We start from the raw sequence: 16687 nt of genomic DNA, 5'->3' as shown, positions 1-16687 counted from the left end.
AAAAAATGATTTTAAAAAGTAATTAATAGTACTATCCAAAAATGAAATCATAAGACAATTAATGAAGAATGCGGTATACTAATTAATAATTCTGACTTTTATCTAGGAAGAAAGAAAATAATATTTAAAAAATTAAATTGGTTTTATGTTTTCAAATGGTTTTATTTAGAAATTGATAAGTAGCATATTAGACCCAATTGAATAATTGGGTTGAACTTAAAGATAGTAATGCTTACAAATAACAAATCTTAAATTCTACTTTATAAATGAAAGTCTGTATCGCCGAAAAACCATCAGTAGCAAGAGAAATTGCTGCTGTTCTTGGAGCTAAAACCAAGCACGATGGATATTATGAAGGCAATGGATATGCTATAACATATACTTTTGGACATTTATGCACACTGAAAGAACCAAAGGATTACAAACCGCATTGGAAAAGTTGGGATTTAAATAATTTACCAATGTTACCAGAACGTTTTGAAACCAAAGTATCTAAAGACTCTGGTATAGAAAAACAGTTTAAAATTATAAAACAATTATTTGATAAAGCCGATGTTGTTATAAATTGCGGTGATGCAGGACAAGAGGGTGAATTAATACAACGTTGGGTTTTAAACCAAGCGAATTATAAAGGTAAAGTGCAAAGGCTTTGGATTTCTTCGCTAACAACGGAAGCTATAAAAGAAGGTTTTAATAATCTAAAACCATCTGCAGATTATGATAATTTGTATTATGCAGGTTTTTCTCGAGCTATTGGAGATTGGCTTTTAGGGATGAATGCAACACGTTTGTATACTTTGAAACACGGTGGATATAAACAAGTACTGTCTATTGGTCGCGTGCAAACACCAACATTGGCTATGTTGGTTAACCGCTATAACGAAATAGAAAATTTTAAACCGCAGCCTTATTGGGAATTGCAAACTCTGTATCGGGATACTTTGTTTAGCTATGAAGAAGGACGTTTTCTTAAAGTTGAAGACGGGGAAAAGCTAGCGAAAATTGTAAAAGAGCACGATTTTGAAATTGTTTCCGTCACGAAAAAGGCAGGTAACGAATATGCACCAAAGTTATTCGATTTAACAGGCTTACAAGTATATTGTAATACAAAATTTGGTTTTAGTGCGGACGAAACCTTAAAAATTGTTCAAAAACTATACGAGCAAAAAGTGGTAACCTATCCTAGGGTAGACACTACTTTTTTGCCAGATGATGTTTATCCAAAAGTGCCAGGAATACTAAAAAAATTAACCAATTATGCCACTTTAACAGCTCCCCTACATGGTAAAAAGCTAAAAAAAACTAAAAAGGTTTTTAATAATAGTAAGGTAACGGATCACCACGCCATAATACCAACGGGGCAGCAAATGAATTTACAATACAACCAGCAGCAAGTTTATAATAGTATTGTACTCCGTTTTATTGCGGTTTTTTACCCAGATTGTAAAGTCTCTAATACTACAGTTATTGGTAAAGCCGAAAGAGTAAATTTTAAAACTACAGGGAAAGAGATTGTAGAAAAAGGATGGCGTCTTGTTTTTGAATCTCCAAATTCGGCATCTAAAGAATCTGGAATGCTTCCAACCTTTAAAAAGGGAGAAAAAGGACCCCATGAACCTTCTTTTTTGGAAAAACAAACCAAACCACCAAAGCAATACACAGAGGCCTCGCTTCTACGTGCTATGGAGACAGCCGGAAAACAAGTCGAGGATGATGAACTTCGGGAGATTATGAAAGAAAATGGTATTGGTCGTCCTTCTACACGAGCAAATATTATTGAAACATTATTTAGAAGAAAATATATAAAACGTAATAAAAAACAAGTAATCCCTACAATTACGGGTATTCAATTAATAAGTACCATTCAAAATGAATTATTAAAATCTGCGGATCTTACAGGTAAATGGGAGAAGCAGTTAAAAGATATTGAAAAAGGATTATTTAGCGCTAGTAGTTTTATAAAGCAAATGAAAAAAATGGTAGATCTTTTGGTATATGAGGTTAGAAGCGAAACAAGAAAAGCTAATATTTCGGCGGCGAATAATAAATCGGTTAATACAAAGAAAAAAATAGTTAAGAAGGTATTAGGAATTAAATCAGAAAAATGCCCTAAATGTAAAAAAGGTACTATTCTTAAAGGGAAAACAGCATATGGTTGTTCTGAATTTAAAAAGACTTGCGATTTTGTAATGCCATTTGTATTTAAAGGGAAAACCATTTCAGAAAAGCAGTATGTTAGATTGCTGCAAAAAGGATGTACTGTAAATTTAAAAGGCTTTAAAGTGGATAATGTTTCTACAGAAGGTCTTGTTAGATTTGATGAAAATTTTGATTTAAAATTGGAACCAAAAAAACAAACAAACCCGGGTAGTAGTACTATTTTAAATGAATCAACAGAAAAAAATAGTTGCCCAAAATGTAATAAAGGAACTATAATTAAGGGGAAAACAGCATATGGTTGTAGTGAATATAAAACGGGCTGCGATTTTAGGTTTAGTTATGATGCCGTTCGCGAAAAGGCAAAAGGAGAATTAACAAAGGAAGTGGTTTATAGAATACTTAGAGGAAACTAAATATTTTGCTACAATGCTAAACAAACAATAATCAAAATATATGTTGAAAGGGCAATTACCCTGGAAAACAGGTTCCATTTTAGAAATGAAAAAAATACAGAAGGACGTTTAAAAATAGAATTACTTTCGTAAGAATCTTTTATCTTTCAAATAAAATTTAATTATAATTTATGTCAAAATACTGGTTCGTATTTATTTTGATATCTTTTGTTAGTTGCGTAAATATGAAATTACCATTGGTTATAGGGCATCGTGGCGCCATGGGGCACGAAACAGAAAATACATTAGTCTCTATTCAAAAAGCACTAGATTTAGGTGTAGATATGATAGAAATTGATGTTTTTAAAATTAAAAGTGGTGAAATTGTTGTCTTTCATGACCATACAGTTAATCGGCTGACAAATGGCGAAGGAAAAATTGAAGAGTACACCTTAGAGGCTCTTAACGAGCTAGTTGTAACAGGGAATCATAAAATACCTTTATTAGAAGATGTTCTAAAAAGTATAAATGCTCAAGTGCAATTAAATATTGAATTAAAAGGAGCAAGTACGGCCGTAGACGTTAATAATATTGTCTTAGAATACGTAGAAAATAAAGGCTGGTCTTTAGAAGATTTTATAATCTCTAGTTTTAATTGGGAGGAACTTAGAAAAGCTCGAGTAAGCAATAAAAATATTCGCATTGCAGTATTAACAGAAGAAAACCCAATAGACGCCATACCAATAGCAAAAGAGTTAAGAGCAGAAGCTATTAATCCTAATTTTGAAAAATTGTCGTTGGAAATTGCAAACACTATTCGCAACGAAGGGTTTAAAATATACACTTGGACAGTTAATAGTTCAAATGATATTAATTTGGCAAAAAGGTGGGCCGTCGACGGCATAATTACGAACTATCCAGAACGAGTTAATTAATGTTTGATGTTTTAATAATAGGAGGTGGAGCTTCTGGTTTTTACGCAGCAATACATATTGCGGAAAGTAACCCGAATCTTAAAATAGGAATTTTAGAAAAGGGAAAAGACGTCTTGGCTAAAGTAAGAATTTCTGGAGGAGGTCGGTGCAATGTTACCCATGCTGAATTTGACCCAAAGGAATTGGTAAAAAATTATCCTAGAGGAGAAAAAGAACTTTTGGGCCCTTTTCATAAATATTGTAGCGGCGATACGGTTGGTTTTTTTCAAGAAAGAGGTGTTAATTTAAAGATAGAAGAAGATGGTAGGATGTTTCCAGAATCTAACACTTCGCAAACTATAATAGATTGTTTTTTAGAAGAAAGTGCTAAACTTGGAATTAAAGTTCTAAAACACAGTGCTGTAACGAATATAGAGTTTATAAAGGAATCTCTGAGTTGGAATATTACAACTATAAAAAACGAATATCATTGTACAAAATTATTGATAGCTAGCGGAAGTAGTCCTAAAATATGGTCTATTCTCAAAAATTTAGGCCATACTATTGTTTCTCCGGTCCCTTCTTTGTTTACTTTTAATATTAAAGATCAGCGAATTACGGGAATTCCTGGAGTTAGTACTATTGCCCGTGTAAAAATATTACCAAAAAAGAGGTATCAAAGCAATATTACTGTAGAGTTAAAAAGTAAACCTATTGCAGAACCGCTTTTAGAAACAGAAGGGCCATTATTAATTACCCATTGGGGAATGAGCGGACCAGCAATTTTAAAGCTATCAGCATGGGGAGCAAATATGTTACATGATGTTAAGTATAAGTTCGATATTCTAGTAAATTGGCTTCCGGAATTCCATGAAGGGGCAGTTATTGATTATCTTTTAGAAATTAAAGAGGTAGAAGCAAAGAAGACCGTTTTAAGAACTAAAACTATTGAGGTGCCAAAAAGACTTTGGATAAATTTAGTAAAGGCTTGTGGTATTTCGGACCAAATAAAATGGGCAGATATTACTAAAATACAATTGCAAGGTTTAGCAGAACAATTAACCAATTGTAAGTTTACAGTAGATGGGAAAAGCACTTTTAAAGACGAGTTTGTTACTGCGGGTGGGGTAGATTTAAAAGAAGTTAATTTTAAAACCTATGGTAGCAAAAAATTGCCAAATCTCTTTTTTGCAGGAGAGGTATTAAATATAGACGCTATTACAGGAGGCTTTAATTTTCAAAACGCTTGGACTAGTGGTTATCTTGCTGCACAAGGAATAGTTTCTGAATTTAATGAAGATTAATATGAAAACATATATAGCTTTATTACGAGGGATTAATGTAAGCGGACATAAAAAAATTAAAATGGCGGATTTACGTCTTCTTCTAGAAAAAGAAGATTTTACTAATGTAAAAACGTATATACAAAGTGGTAATATTATTTTTAGTTCTCAGGAAGAAGATAGCACAAAATTAGAGCATCAACTCTTTACTTTGATTAAAGAAAATTATGATTTCGAAGTTCCTGTTTTAGTAAAAAATGCAGAACAGATAAAAGATATATTAGATAAGAACCCTTATAAGAACAAAGAAGATTTGGCAAGTAATAAAATCTATTTTGTAGTGTTAAAAGAAGCTCCTAAAATAGAGAATAGTTCTATTTTATCTTCTATTTCATTCCAAAACGAACAACTAGTTATTACTCCAACCTGTGTGTATTTAAGATGTGCTTTAGGAGCAGGAAAAGCAAAGTGTACCAATAATTTTATAGAGAAAAAGCTAAAGGTATCTGCAACTACTAGGAATTATAAAACAATGCTAAAATTACAAGAGATGGCATTAATTTAATTCCCATATTTTATAATTTAAAAGGATTGCAAAACTCACCCAAAGTATGTAGGGGATAAGCATATAAGCTGCAGTCTTGTTTACTACCTTAAACCATTTAAAAGTAAAGCCTAACATAATGAGAAGGCCAATTATTATAAGTAAGGCCCAAAGAGGTTCTTTTAAGCCAAAAAAAACAATACTCCATAAGGCATTAAGAAGAAGTTGAAAACCAAAATGGTATAGAGCTGTTTTTACCCATAAATGATAAAATCCTTTTGCCCAAACAATACCTGCGGCAATACCCATTAAAATATATAATACGCTCCATACAGGGGCGAAAATCCAATTGGGAGGATTAAAATTGGGCTTATTTAATGCAGCATACCAATCATTTACAGAACTTTGTGTTGCAAAACTAGATAAGAAACCTATGACTAAACAGATGCCAACAGAAATAGTAATATAAATTAGTTTCTTTTTCATAAAGACTAGTCTTTGTCCTAAAATAGTAATTTATTTTAATTGGCAACAATCTTAAAAGCACTTAAACTTTATCTTTGTAAAAAAGAAACCGAATGACCGAAAAATATTTTATCCCTTCGGAGTACCAAAATCAAATAGAAAAAGGTGAAGTAACATGGAAATCGCCAAGCAATATAGCATTGATAAAGTATTGGGGTAAAGAAGCTAATCAAATTCCTGCCAACCCTTCTATAAGTTTTACGTTAAATGCTTGCGCCACTACTACAAATTTAAAGTTTACGAGGCGTAAAGAGCGAGGAACAGAGTTTTCAATCGATTTATTTTTTGAAGGAAAACGCAAGGAGGATTTTAAACCAAAAATCATTACTTTTTTAGAGCGAGTAGAAGAATATCTCCCATTTTTAAAGCAGTATCATTTTATAATAGAGACCTCCAATTCTTTTCCTCATAGCAGTGGTATTGCATCTTCCGCAAGTGGTTTATCTGCTTTAGCATTAGGGCTTATGTCTCTAGAAAAAGAGTTGAACCCTAAAATGACGGAGGAATTTTTCGTAAAAAAAGCTTCTTTCCTAGCCCGTTTAGGTTCAGGTAGTGCTGCAAGAAGTATAGAAGGAGATTTGGTAGAGTGGGGTGCACATAACGGCATTGAAAATAGTTCTAATTTACATGCTATAAAATACCCTTATGCCGTACATTCTGTATTTAAAAAATACCACGATACTATTCTTTTAGTAGATAAGGGGCAAAAAGAAGTGAGTAGTACAGTTGGTCATAATTTAATGCATGGACACCCTTTTTCTCAACAAAGATTTAAACAGGCGCATGGTAATTTAACGAAGCTAAAAGGAGTTTTTGAAAAAGGAGATTTAAAAACCTTTATAGAAATTGTGGAGAGTGAGGCGCTAACGTTGCATGCTATGATGATGACTAGTCTTCCTTATTTTGTGTTGATGAAACCCAATACGCTCGAAATTATTAATAAAATATGGGAGTTTAGAAAAAAAACAAATAGTAATGTTTGTTTTACGTTAGATGCTGGAGCAAATGTTCACGTATTATATCCCGAATCCGAAAAAGACGTAATCTTCCAATTTATTAAGGATGAGTTAGTTGCTTTTTGCCAAAACGGGCAGTATATTTGTGATCGAATAGGATTTGGAGCAAAAAAAATGTAACTTATTAATCATATAAGTGTCTAATAAGCGTTATATAGTCTGTTGCAAATCAATTTATACGAAATGAAAGGGCCTTTATTTTATTCAAAAATATTATTATTCGGAGAATACGGAATCATAAAAGATTCTAAAGGCTTATCTATTCCTTATAATTATTTTAAGGGAGCATTAAAGATGGATGAAAATCCTTCTAAATCTGCAATAGAATCTAACCTTCATTTAAAGAATTTTGCATTGTATTTACAGAAAGTAGAAAAAGAATCTCCAGACTTATTTTCTTTTAATTTTAATGCTTTAACTAAGGATGTAAATGCCGGTATGTATTTTGATAGCTCAATACCTCAAGGGTATGGAGTAGGTAGTAGTGGTGCTTTAGTTGCCGCTATATATGATAAATATGCTAGTAATAAGATTACCATATTAGAAAACTTAACGAGGGAAAAATTATTAACTCTGAAGTCTATTTTTGGGATAATGGAATCTTTTTTCCATGGAAAATCTTCAGGTTTAGATCCGTTAAATAGCTACTTAAGTTTACCCATACTTATTAATTCTAAGGACAATATAGAGTCCACAAGTATTCCTTCACAAAACAAAGAAGGTAATGGGGCGGTGTTTTTACTAGACAGTGGTATAATTGGTGAAACAGCACCTATGGTAGAACTCTTTATGGATAAAATGAAGAGCGAAGGATTTAGAAGCATGTTAAAGGATCAGTTTATAAAACATACAGATGCTTGCGTTGAAGATTTTATAAATGGTAATGTAAAATCACTTTTTGGAAATCTAAAACAGTTATCTCATGTAGTTTTAGATAATTTTAAACCAATGATTCCGTCTAAATTTCATCACTTATGGAAAAAAGGAATTGAAACAAATGATTACTACCTTAAATTATGTGGTTCTGGTGGTGGTGGATATATTTTAGGATTTACCCAAGACATTGATAAGGCTAAAAAAGCACTTAAAGATTATCCGTTAGAGGTGGTTTACAACTTCTAAATTAAAATACATGCTTTCTAGAAAAAACAAGCTAGTGCTTCTTAAGTTATTAAGTTTGTTTTCTGTTGTACGAGGATATAATGTCTTAATGATTGCCCTCGCTCAGTATTTAGCTTCTATTTATATTTTATCTCCTAGCTTGCCCCTTAGACAAGTGGCTTTAGACTTAAATTTATTTGCAATAATATTGGCATCTACTTTAGTAATTGCAAGTGGGTATATTATTAATAATTTCTACGATTCAGAGAAAGATTTAATTAATAAACCTCGAAAAACAATGTTAGATAGGCTGGTTAGTCAGCGTTTTAAATTAACAACATATTTTGTTTTAAATTTTTTGGCCGTTTTTGCAGCTAGTTACGTGTCTTTTAAAGCGGTACTATTTTTTTCTGCATATATTTTTGGAATTTGGTTTTATTCGCATAAACTTAAAAAAATACCTTTTATAGGTAATTTTATTTCCTCTACTTTGGCAATTGCGCCATTTTTTGCAGTGTTTGTTTACTACAAAAATTTTGAACAAGTAATCTTTGTGCATGCTATGTTTTTGTTTCTACTAATCCTGGCAAGAGAAATGATAAAGGATTTAGAAAATATGAAAGGCGATTTGGCGCAAAGCTATACAACCATACCTGTTTTGTACGGAGTGAATATGTCAAAAACAATGATTGCAGGTTTAATTTTACTTACCCTTATTCCTTCTTTATTGTTGATTACAAAATTTCATATCGGTTTTATGAATTATTACTTTATTGGTTGTATAATATTGTTTATTCTTTTTTTAATACTTCTTTCAAAAGCAAATTCGAAAAAGCACTTTGTGTGGCTTCATAATATTCTTAAACTAATTATAATTGCAGGCGTTTTTAGTATCTTGTTGATTGACATTGATTTGGTACTAAATAGAATTTTGTAAATGGAAAGCGAATTAAAAGTTGCCTTAGCTCAAATAGCACCTGTATGGTTAAATAAAGAAGGAACTATAACAAAAATTAAAACTTGCATAAAAGAAGCAGCTATTACTGGTGCTGAGTTAATTATTTTTGGAGAAGCTTTATTACCAGGTTATCCCTTTTGGTTAGCTTTTACAGAAGGTGCAAAATGGGATTTAAAAGTAAACAAGGAAATTCACGCGCATTATGTTCGTAATGCCATACAGGTAGAGGCGGGAGAACTAGATCCTATATGTACTCTTGCTAAAGAAAATAATATTGCTATTTATTTGGGAATAATGGAGCGGGCAAAGGATAGAGGAGGACATAGCATTTATTGTTCTTTAGTTTATATAAATGAAGAGGGAGAAATAAAATCGGTACATAGAAAATTACAACCAACCTACGATGAAAGATTAACCTGGGCTCCGGGAGATGGGAACGGTCTAAAAGTACATCCCCTAAAGCAATTTACGGTGGGCGGACTTAATTGTTGGGAAAATTGGATGCCCTTACCCAGAACAGCACTATATGGTCTTGGAGAAAATTTGCATATAGCAGTATGGCCTGGAAATGATCATAACACAAAAGATATAACGAGGTTCATTGCACGAGAATCTAGGAGTTTTGTAATATCGGTTTCTTCATTGATGAAGAAAGAAGATTTTCCTAAAGATACTCCGCATTTGTCTAGTATTTTAGAGCAAGCTCCTAATGTTATGGCTAATGGAGGTTCTTGTATAGCGGGGCCAGATGGGGAATGGTTGGTAGAACCAGTAATAGATAAAGAAGGGTTAATTTACCATACTTTAGATTTTAATAGGGTATATGAAGAACGTCAAAATTTTGATGTAGTAGGTCATTATTCAAGACCAGATGTCACTAAACTTACGATAAATAGAGAACGCCAATCCACAGTGGAGTTTAAAGATTAACATTAATTGGTATTGCCCAATTGCAATTTGCTACCTTTGCAAAAAATTAATAAACATGGGCAAGCCAGATTCTAGAGGAGGAAAAAAATCGTTCAATAAAAAAGGTAGCGGTTTTAAGAAGAATAGTTACGGTTCTAGTACACCACGTGCATCAAAACAAACGGTTGCAAAACAACCTTCAGATCCCAATTCTATTAGGTTAAATAAGTATGTTGCAAACTCTGGAGTATGCTCTAGAAGAGATGCCGATATTTACATTTCTTCTGGTAATGTAACGGTTAATGGTAAGCCTATTACGGAAATGGGGTACAAAGTAAAACTTACTGATGAGGTTAAGTTTGATGGAAGACTTTTAAACCCAGTAAAGAAAGAATACGTCCTTTTAAATAAACCCAAAGATTTTTCTACTACCGTAAGAGATGAAAGAGGTAGGCGTAATGTTGCCGGACTTATTTCTGCAGCATCTGATGCCAAACTATTACCTATAGATAAAATGGATAAAAATGCTACAGGACTTTTACTTTTTACCAATGATGGAGATTTAACGAAAAGATTAAAAAGCCCTATAAATGGGTTGCGAAAAATATACCATGTTGTCTTAGATAGAGATTTAAGAAGTGTAGATTTAAAACGTATTAAAGAAGGCCTAATGGTCGAGGAAAAAGTAGTTCGTGTGCAAGATGTTAGCTTTATAGATGACGCCCCAAAACGCGAAGTAGGAATAGAAATATTTAGCTCTAGAAACCGTATTGTAGAACGTATTTTTGAGGAACTAGATTATAAAGTAGAAAAGATAGATAGAGTAGCTTATGCTGGTTTAACAAAAAAAGATTTACCAAGAGGGCATTGGAGGTATTTAACAGACCAAGAAGTTATTAATTTGGGAATGATTAAATAATCCAAAAGTAAGGTTAAGATAACTTTACAATAGTATAAAAGCTGGATATTTGCAGTGCTACTTAATTAGTTAAGAGCATAAAAAAGCAAGCCTTAAGACCGATATTTTTATCGGTTTTGTCTTTTCTAGAGCTTTAATTTTCCTTTTAAAACGATTTTAGCACAACCTTTTATACTCATTTTATCCTCTGCAAGGAGGTTAACTTCTAAATACCCAGTTCTTTTGGAGCATTGAAAAGACTTCATTTTTGTTTTTCCTAAAATAATTCCCCAATATGGCGCTAAAAAAGTATGTGTAGCTCCAGTCACAGGGTCTTCATTGGTACCACTCCAAGGCCAAAAATATCTCGATTCAAAATCAAAATCACTTTTATTGGATAATGCGGTAACCAGAACTCCATTTATGGAATCATGCGATTTGTATAAAGCTTCAAAATTTGGAGTTAAGTTTTGTAAAACAATACAATCTTTTATATGAAGCAACATAATTTTGGTTTCTTCATTATAAACGCAATTAATTACTTCTTTTATTCCTAAAGCACTTAATAAATTGTTAGAAACCGTAAATGGAATTGTATCATATTTGGGAAATTGCATTTGGATAGTATTGTCGTCGTTTTTTTCAATTTTTAGCTTTAAATTTTGAACATTGGTAAACTGAATGATATTAAGACTTTGGTTTTGTTCAAAAATAACTTTTGATGCTGCTAAACTGGCATGACCGCATAAAGGAATTTCCATTTTTGGAGAGAAAAAACGGATTAAAAATTCGTTTTCGTTTTGCTGAAATACAAAAGTGGTTTCTGAATGTCCTAACTCTTTGGCAATAGATAACATTACATCAGCATCTAGTTCTTCGGTTGTGATACATACTCCAGCTGGGTTGCCCTTAAAGGGTTCATTGGTAAACGAATTAACAATATAGGTTTTCATGTTTATTTGGCTATAAGTGTGTTTTTTTGAACTTCTCGTAATGCCTGTTTAAAAGAATGTACAGATCTAGTTACATCTTCTTTTGTTGTTGCCCAAGAACAAACACTAATACGAATTACTTTTCTGTTTTTCCAAATAGAACCGCCAACCCAGCATTCTCGTAATTCTTGAATTCTAACTAAAGTTTTATCGGTAAGGTCGTCTGTCTTGCAAGAGACCATTACCTGATTAAAAACAACATCATTTAGTACGGTAAACCCGTTTTCGTTTTTTAACTCGTTAACGAATTGCTGTGCTCTTTTATGCATTCCTAAAATCATTTCATCTACACCACTTTTTCCTAAATATTTTAGAATGGCCCAAAGCTCCACAATTCTGGCTCGTCTAGACATTTCTGGCGTGTAAAAAGTACCATCTCTCTCTTTGCTTGTTATAATATAACTTCCGGACATATGTAAAGCACTCATTAGAGCTTCTTTGTCTTCACATAATACAACACCGCTATCATAAGGCGTGTTTAAAGTTTTGTGCCCATCTACCGCCCAAGAATTTGCTTTTTCTGCTCCTTTGGTTAAATGTTTTAATTGGTTAACCGCCCCAACCCAAAAACCAAAGGCGCCATCAATATGCACCCAAGCGCCTGCTTTATTTGCTTTTTCGCAAATGCTTTCAAAATCATCAAACGAGCCACTATTTACGTTACCCGCTTGTAGTATTAATAAAGTGGTGTTATCTAGTTCTGGTATTAATTCAGGTACGATTTTTCCTTGATTATCAACATCTACCCACTCAATGGTATTTTTTCCAAAACCTAAAAGACTAATGGCTTTTAAAACCGTAGAGTGCGCTTGTTTTCCAGTGACTACTCTTATTTTTGGAGCATTAAAAAGGCCATTCTCGTTGATATTCCAATTTTGATTTGCCAGTAGTCGATATCTTGCAGCGGCGAGTCCACAAAATGTTGCCATTGATGTTCCACTAACAAAACCTGCCGCCGTGCGTTTTGGAAGGTTAAATATATTTTTTAACCAATTTTCAACTACGGTTTCTAGTTTTGAACCAATAGGAGATAGCACATTCATTGTTGGCGATTGATCCCAATAAGTAGCTAAGTTTTTGGCAGCTAACCCAACAGGTACAGAGCTACCGCATACAAAGCCAAAGTACCTGCCTCCCATGTTAGCAACTGTAGCAGGGGAACCGTAGGTATGTAAATGTTCTAGTACAGTATGTGCATTAGAACTATTTTCTGGCATTTCTTCATCAAAATTTGCTAAATCTGTTAATGCTTTTTCCGTGGGAAAAACATTTCGGTCAAATATTTCTGTTAGGTAATTGTATCCGTTTGTTTGGGCAGAGGTAAAAATACTTTCATCTTGGATATCAGAATACATTTTATCTTGGATTGTACTTTTTTTAGTCATGGGTAATTATGATTATGTTTCTTTTTCAAAATTCAACATAAATTTGAAACCATAACAGATTCAGTTTTTGTATTTTTAACCAGTACAGATAATGGTTTTTAAAATGAAAAACGCGACTAAAAGTTTTTTATATAATAATATTGCTCATGCTATAGAGGAGCAAATAAATGAAGGTATATTAAAGTTTGGCGATAAATTGCCTTCGGTAAGGATACTTAAAAAAGAGTACGGTGTAAGTGTAAGCACAGTACTTGAAGCATATTATAGATTAGAAGCGAAGAGTTTAATAGAATCAAGACCACGCTCAGGATATTATGTTGTGTATTCCGAAAATAAATCGCTTCAAAAGCCTGCGAAAACAGCCCCAAAAGCGGAACCTGTATTACGTGAGGTAACTGATATTATTATTGATTTTTATGAAAGAATAAATGATAAAAGTATTGTAAATCTGTCTTTAGGTATGCCATCACCAGAGTTAATGCCAGTTGCAAAATTGAATAAAACGGTTAACGAAACTGTTGCAAAACTTCCAGCAGGAGGAACGTATTATGACAGTATTCAGGGAAGCGAAAACTTAAGAAGGCAAATTGCACAACGAACACTTTTATGGGGAGGTAACCTTAAAGAACAAGATATTATAACCACTACAGGGTGCACAAGTGCATTGTCTTTAGCACTAATGGCTGTTACTAAGGCTGGAGATACTATCGCAGTAGAGAGTCCTGTTTTTTTTGGAATACTACAATTAGCAAATGCATTACAACTTAGAGTATTAGAATTACCAACCGATGTAGATTTGGGAATAGATTTAGCTCTGCTGGAAAAATCAATCAAAAAACAAAAGCTTAAAGCAGTTGTTATAATATCAAATTTTAATAACCCTTTAGGAAGTATCATGCCAGATGAGAACAAAAAAGGCATTGTAAAAATTATTGAAAAGTATGAGGTACCTTTAATAGAAGATGATATTTACGGAGAAATTTACTTTGAAAAGAAACGCCCAAATACTTGTAAAACTTATGATACTAAAGGATTAGTAATGTGGCTGGGGTCTTTTTCAAAAACCATTGCTGGAGGATACAGAGTAGGGTGGATTGCTCCGGGAAAATTTTTACAAGAGGTTTTAAAGTTAAAACTATGTCTTTCATCATCTACCCCAACAATTACACAGGAGGCTATTGCTAATTTCTTAGCAAAAGGTAGATATGACTATCATTTGAGAAAACTCCGTCAAACTTTATATGCTAATAGTTTAAAGTATATGGCAGCGGTCGTAGATTATTTTCCCGCAGATACCAGAGTTAGTAAGCCCAAGGGTAGTTTTTTGTTGTGGATAGAATTGAACGAAAATATTGATGTAAATAAGCTATATAAAAAAGCACTAGAGTATGGTATTGTTTTTACTCCTGGGAATATTTTCACCCTTCAAAATCAATATAAAAATTGTATGCGACTTAGCTATGGAATGCCTTGGAGTACCAAAATAGAAAAGGCTTTGAAAGAATTAGGAGAACTTTTAAAAAATAGTAGTCTTTAATAAATGACCTTTGTGGTCATAAATTTTCCAAACACCTATTTTTTTACCATTTTTATAATCACCTTTATCATGAATTTGACCATTTTTAAAGTAAGAAATCCATCTACCGTTAGGTTTTCCGTTTTCATAATTTTCAATATCGGATATTTCCCCTGAATCGTAGTAATATTTCCATTCCCCAGTATTCCCCTCTGGATTATAAATTCGTACATATTTTAGGGTACCATCCTTTGCATAATGTTTCCAAGTACCATCTTTGTAGTTGTTTTTATGATTTCCACCAAAATATAATTGCCCGTTAAAATGATAGACTTTCCATTCGCCTTCTAAAACATCATCTTTAAAAGTTTCTATTTTAAATATTTTGCCATTGCTGTAATAGCGTACCCATTTGCCATTTTTTTTGTTATTAATAAGTTTACCAGTTAACAATACATCGCCGTTTTCAAAAAAATCGGTTACTTCTATTACTTCTTTTTCATAAGAAATGGTAATACCAGTTTTTTCTTTGTTTGAGGTATTGCAGCCTTGAATTAACTGAAAAGCTATTAAAAATAAGAATATGTTTTTTTTCAATGTAAAAGAGTATTAGTTAGCATTCCATTTTTCCCAATCATGAGGCTCTTTTCTACCATCCCAAAAATACTTAAAAGGCAATGGCTTTTCTTGCCACGGAGCAAGAGGGTATATATCGTAATTATCATCATGGTCATAAAGACCGTAGGTAGGATTTTCTCCCCAGAAAAACTCAAATTTTACAGTTTCTTTAATTTCGTTAAGGTATACACTACCTAGCACCATACAGTGGGTAGATCCGCTAACAGGTGTTGTAAATGCCTTAGTACTTTCTATTTTTAAAATTGTTCCAATTGGGATTTTATAAATTGAATCTGAAGTCTCATAAAAATTAGAATTAGTCAAATCTAAAATATAAGGGTTTTCTAAAGCGTGTTTATGTATGGTTATATAGCATTCTTGCTTGGTTTTTAAACTTTTATTAATAATAGTATTATAGGGGTATTTAGTAGATAAGTCTTTGGTTTTTGTCCTAAATACTAAAAAAAAAGAGCTAACAATAATAATTGCGCTAAGTATTAGTAATCCAATTATTATTTTTTTTAAAGTCATAGTAGTAATTTAATCTATAGCGTAACCATCTCCAAATTGGTAACTTAAAATAAACCCATGCGTATTACCAAGAGGAGAATCATTAGTTGCTAAATTATAGTTGTATATGGCTCTAATATTGTCGAACAAATAAATGCCTGCTAAAAAATTTATAGAATTGGTACTTCTATATCCAGTACCAATTTCAAATTTATTTTTAAAACTTACTGATATATTGAAATCTGTTTGTAATGCCGCTCCATTTTCATATTTAAGTAGGATATTGGGTTTTATCATTAAATCTTGAAAAATGTTATTAAAGAAACGATACCCAAAATAACCATAATACGGACTGTTCAAATTTAAGTTATCATCAGTAGCTAGGGCATCTCCTAACACATTTGGAGTAGAAAAGCCAACATAAAAGGAAGCATGGTTAAATAAGAAGCCTAAACCAATAGTTGGAATGGATGAATTAATGTCTTGCGCGAAATTTGGATCACCAACAATACCCAATTGGGTTAAATTATCTTGGTACTGTTGTAATCCTGCAGTAATACTAAAGGATAATACCCCCGCGTCGTATAATTGCCAATATGGTCTATTACTCTTAAAATCAAAAAATATTTTATAGGAGTATGCGGCAAAAAAACTTGTTGAAGTAGTTACTCCTATTTGATCTCGGATAATACCGGCTCCAAGGCCAACTTTGTTTCTATTTACGGACCCATGTCCACTAAGAGAGAAAGTTCTAGGACTTCCTTCCAAATCGTTTAAAAAACCAGAGTTGCTAAGTGAGAATTCTGGATTTTGAGTAAGTCCGGCATACGCGCCATTAATCATAAACGGATTGTAACTATACTCAGCAAAGGTTGGGGTTTGTTGCGCGAACAAAGAATTATAAGATACGAACGACAGTATAACACCTAGTGCTAAAGCGCCAATTTTTTTGTTTAATTTCATGGT

16 protein-coding genes are annotated in these 16687 nt (G+C 32.7%); 10 read left to right on the top strand and 6 right to left on the bottom strand.

Translation table 11 applies throughout. The features are described 5' to 3' along the window. Positions 1-266: 266 nt before the first annotated feature. The 4 genes from Q0856_RS07885 to Q0856_RS07870 all read left to right on the top strand — a co-directional run bounded on the left by Q0856_RS07885 (position 267) and on the right by Q0856_RS07870 (position 5314). A complete protein-coding gene (locus Q0856_RS07885; protein WP_298503961.1) occupies positions 267-2573 on the top strand; it encodes a type IA DNA topoisomerase in 2307 nt (768 codons plus the stop codon). 224 nt (positions 2574-2797) lie between these two features. Next, positions 2798-3487 (top strand): glycerophosphodiester phosphodiesterase family protein, encoded by a 690-nt coding sequence (locus Q0856_RS07880; RefSeq protein WP_298503959.1) that lies wholly within the window; start codon positions 2798-2800, stop codon positions 3485-3487. After that, the gene (locus Q0856_RS07875) at positions 3487-4770 is read left to right on the top strand and encodes an NAD(P)/FAD-dependent oxidoreductase (RefSeq protein ID WP_298503958.1); all 1284 of its coding nucleotides are present in this window, start codon (positions 3487-3489) and stop codon (positions 4768-4770) included. Before Q0856_RS07880 ends, Q0856_RS07875 begins: the two co-directional genes overlap by 1 nt. A gap of 1 nt (position 4771) precedes the next feature. Continuing rightward, a complete protein-coding gene (locus Q0856_RS07870; protein ID WP_298503956.1) occupies positions 4772-5314 on the top strand; it encodes a DUF1697 domain-containing protein in 543 nt (180 codons plus the stop codon). On the opposite strand, the gene Q0856_RS07865 is transcribed toward Q0856_RS07870, so the two are convergent. Continuing rightward, positions 5306-5779, bottom strand: a complete 474-nt coding sequence (locus Q0856_RS07865) for a TspO/MBR family protein (protein ID WP_298477517.1) — start codon at positions 5777-5779, stop codon at positions 5306-5308. The two genes, Q0856_RS07870 and Q0856_RS07865, sit on opposite strands and share 9 nt — an antisense overlap. 92 nt (positions 5780-5871) lie before the next feature. Here Q0856_RS07865 and Q0856_RS07860 point away from each other — a divergent pair, with 92 nt between their 5' ends. The 5 genes from Q0856_RS07860 (at position 5872) to Q0856_RS07840 (ending at position 10721) form a co-directional block, all read left to right on the top strand. Continuing rightward, on the top strand, positions 5872-6954 hold the full coding sequence (locus tag Q0856_RS07860; protein ID WP_298503954.1) for a diphosphomevalonate decarboxylase: 1083 nt from the start codon (positions 5872-5874) through the stop codon (positions 6952-6954). Between the two features lie 63 nt (positions 6955-7017). Then, complete coding sequence (locus tag Q0856_RS07855; protein ID WP_298477524.1) at positions 7018-7956, top strand: mevalonate kinase; 939 nt, start codon at positions 7018-7020, stop codon at positions 7954-7956. Between the two features lie 10 nt (positions 7957-7966). Beyond that, positions 7967-8872 (top strand): geranylgeranylglycerol-phosphate geranylgeranyltransferase, encoded by a 906-nt coding sequence (locus tag Q0856_RS07850; RefSeq protein ID WP_298503952.1) that lies wholly within the window; start codon positions 7967-7969, stop codon positions 8870-8872. Next, positions 8873-9823: a carbon-nitrogen hydrolase family protein gene (locus Q0856_RS07845; RefSeq protein ID WP_298503950.1), complete on the top strand. Its 951-nt coding sequence runs from the start codon at positions 8873-8875 to the stop codon at positions 9821-9823. 55 nt (positions 9824-9878) lie between these two features. Further along, entirely contained in the window at positions 9879-10721 is an 843-nt protein-coding gene (locus Q0856_RS07840; protein WP_298503949.1) for a pseudouridine synthase, read from the top strand. Between the two features lie 125 nt (positions 10722-10846). Here Q0856_RS07840 and Q0856_RS07835 read toward each other — a convergent pair whose 3' ends face one another. Continuing rightward, positions 10847-11653, bottom strand: a complete 807-nt coding sequence (locus tag Q0856_RS07835; protein WP_298503946.1) for a PhzF family phenazine biosynthesis protein — start codon at positions 11651-11653, stop codon at positions 10847-10849. Between the two features lie 2 nt (positions 11654-11655). Next, positions 11656-13077, bottom strand: coding sequence for an aminotransferase class V-fold PLP-dependent enzyme (locus tag Q0856_RS07830; RefSeq protein ID WP_298503943.1), 1422 nt, complete (start codon positions 13075-13077; stop codon positions 11656-11658). A 103-nt stretch (positions 13078-13180) separates the two neighbouring features. Here Q0856_RS07830 and Q0856_RS07825 point away from each other — a divergent pair, with 103 nt between their 5' ends. Then, positions 13181-14614 carry a PLP-dependent aminotransferase family protein gene (locus Q0856_RS07825; protein WP_298503940.1) on the top strand — a complete coding sequence of 478 codons (1434 nt, stop codon included), beginning with the start codon at positions 13181-13183 and terminating at the stop codon, positions 14612-14614. On the opposite strand, the gene Q0856_RS07820 is transcribed toward Q0856_RS07825, so the two are convergent. Genes Q0856_RS07820 through Q0856_RS07810 form a run of 3 tightly spaced genes read right to left on the bottom strand, consistent with a single transcriptional unit; the run spans position 14594 to position 16684 of the window. Beyond that, the gene (locus tag Q0856_RS07820) at positions 14594-15190 is read right to left on the bottom strand and encodes a toxin-antitoxin system YwqK family antitoxin (RefSeq protein WP_298503938.1); all 597 of its coding nucleotides are present in this window, start codon (positions 15188-15190) and stop codon (positions 14594-14596) included. The genes Q0856_RS07825 and Q0856_RS07820 overlap by 21 nt on opposite strands. A 12-nt stretch (positions 15191-15202) precedes the next feature. After that, positions 15203-15742, bottom strand: a complete 540-nt coding sequence (locus tag Q0856_RS07815) for a hypothetical protein (RefSeq protein ID WP_298503936.1) — start codon at positions 15740-15742, stop codon at positions 15203-15205. A gap of 9 nt (positions 15743-15751) precedes the next feature. Continuing rightward, the gene (locus Q0856_RS07810) at positions 15752-16684 is read right to left on the bottom strand and encodes a PorP/SprF family type IX secretion system membrane protein (protein ID WP_298503934.1); all 933 of its coding nucleotides are present in this window, start codon (positions 16682-16684) and stop codon (positions 15752-15754) included. Positions 16685-16687: the final 3 nt, after the last annotated feature.

It is taken from the genome of uncultured Maribacter sp., assembly GCF_947496775.1.
Classification (GTDB): Bacteria; Bacteroidota; Bacteroidia; order Flavobacteriales; family Flavobacteriaceae; genus Maribacter_B.
The sequence above is the reverse complement of the archived record's forward strand: the minus strand, read 5'-3'. Positions and strand labels throughout refer to the sequence as shown.

What these genes read in the sequence shown, in the direction of transcription:
- Q0856_RS07885 (WP_298503961.1), top strand. Translation starts at nt 267, where the DNA reads ATGAAAGTCTGTATCGCCGAAAAACCATCAGTAGCAAGAGAAATTGCT.
- Q0856_RS07880 (WP_298503959.1), top strand. Translation starts at nt 2,798, where the DNA reads ATGAAATTACCATTGGTTATAGGGCATCGTGGCGCCATGGGGCACGAA.
- Q0856_RS07875 (WP_298503958.1), top strand. Translation starts at nt 3,487, where the DNA reads ATGTTTGATGTTTTAATAATAGGAGGTGGAGCTTCTGGTTTTTACGCA.
- Q0856_RS07870 (WP_298503956.1), top strand. Translation starts at nt 4,772, where the DNA reads ATGAAAACATATATAGCTTTATTACGAGGGATTAATGTAAGCGGACAT.
- Q0856_RS07865 (WP_298477517.1), bottom strand. Translation starts at nt 5,779, where the DNA reads ATGAAAAAGAAACTAATTTATATTACTATTTCTGTTGGCATCTGTTTA.
- Q0856_RS07860 (WP_298503954.1), top strand. Translation starts at nt 5,872, where the DNA reads ATGACCGAAAAATATTTTATCCCTTCGGAGTACCAAAATCAAATAGAA.
- Q0856_RS07855 (WP_298477524.1), top strand. Translation starts at nt 7,018, where the DNA reads ATGAAAGGGCCTTTATTTTATTCAAAAATATTATTATTCGGAGAATAC.
- Q0856_RS07850 (WP_298503952.1), top strand. Translation starts at nt 7,967, where the DNA reads ATGCTTTCTAGAAAAAACAAGCTAGTGCTTCTTAAGTTATTAAGTTTG.
- Q0856_RS07845 (WP_298503950.1), top strand. Translation starts at nt 8,873, where the DNA reads ATGGAAAGCGAATTAAAAGTTGCCTTAGCTCAAATAGCACCTGTATGG.
- Q0856_RS07840 (WP_298503949.1), top strand. Translation starts at nt 9,879, where the DNA reads ATGGGCAAGCCAGATTCTAGAGGAGGAAAAAAATCGTTCAATAAAAAA.
- Q0856_RS07835 (WP_298503946.1), bottom strand. Translation starts at nt 11,653, where the DNA reads ATGAAAACCTATATTGTTAATTCGTTTACCAATGAACCCTTTAAGGGC.
- Q0856_RS07830 (WP_298503943.1), bottom strand. Translation starts at nt 13,077, where the DNA reads ATGACTAAAAAAAGTACAATCCAAGATAAAATGTATTCTGATATCCAA.
- Q0856_RS07825 (WP_298503940.1), top strand. Translation starts at nt 13,181, where the DNA reads ATGAAAAACGCGACTAAAAGTTTTTTATATAATAATATTGCTCATGCT.
- Q0856_RS07815 (WP_298503936.1), bottom strand. Translation starts at nt 15,742, where the DNA reads ATGACTTTAAAAAAAATAATAATTGGATTACTAATACTTAGCGCAATT.
- Q0856_RS07810 (WP_298503934.1), bottom strand. Translation starts at nt 16,684, where the DNA reads ATGAAATTAAACAAAAAAATTGGCGCTTTAGCACTAGGTGTTATACTG.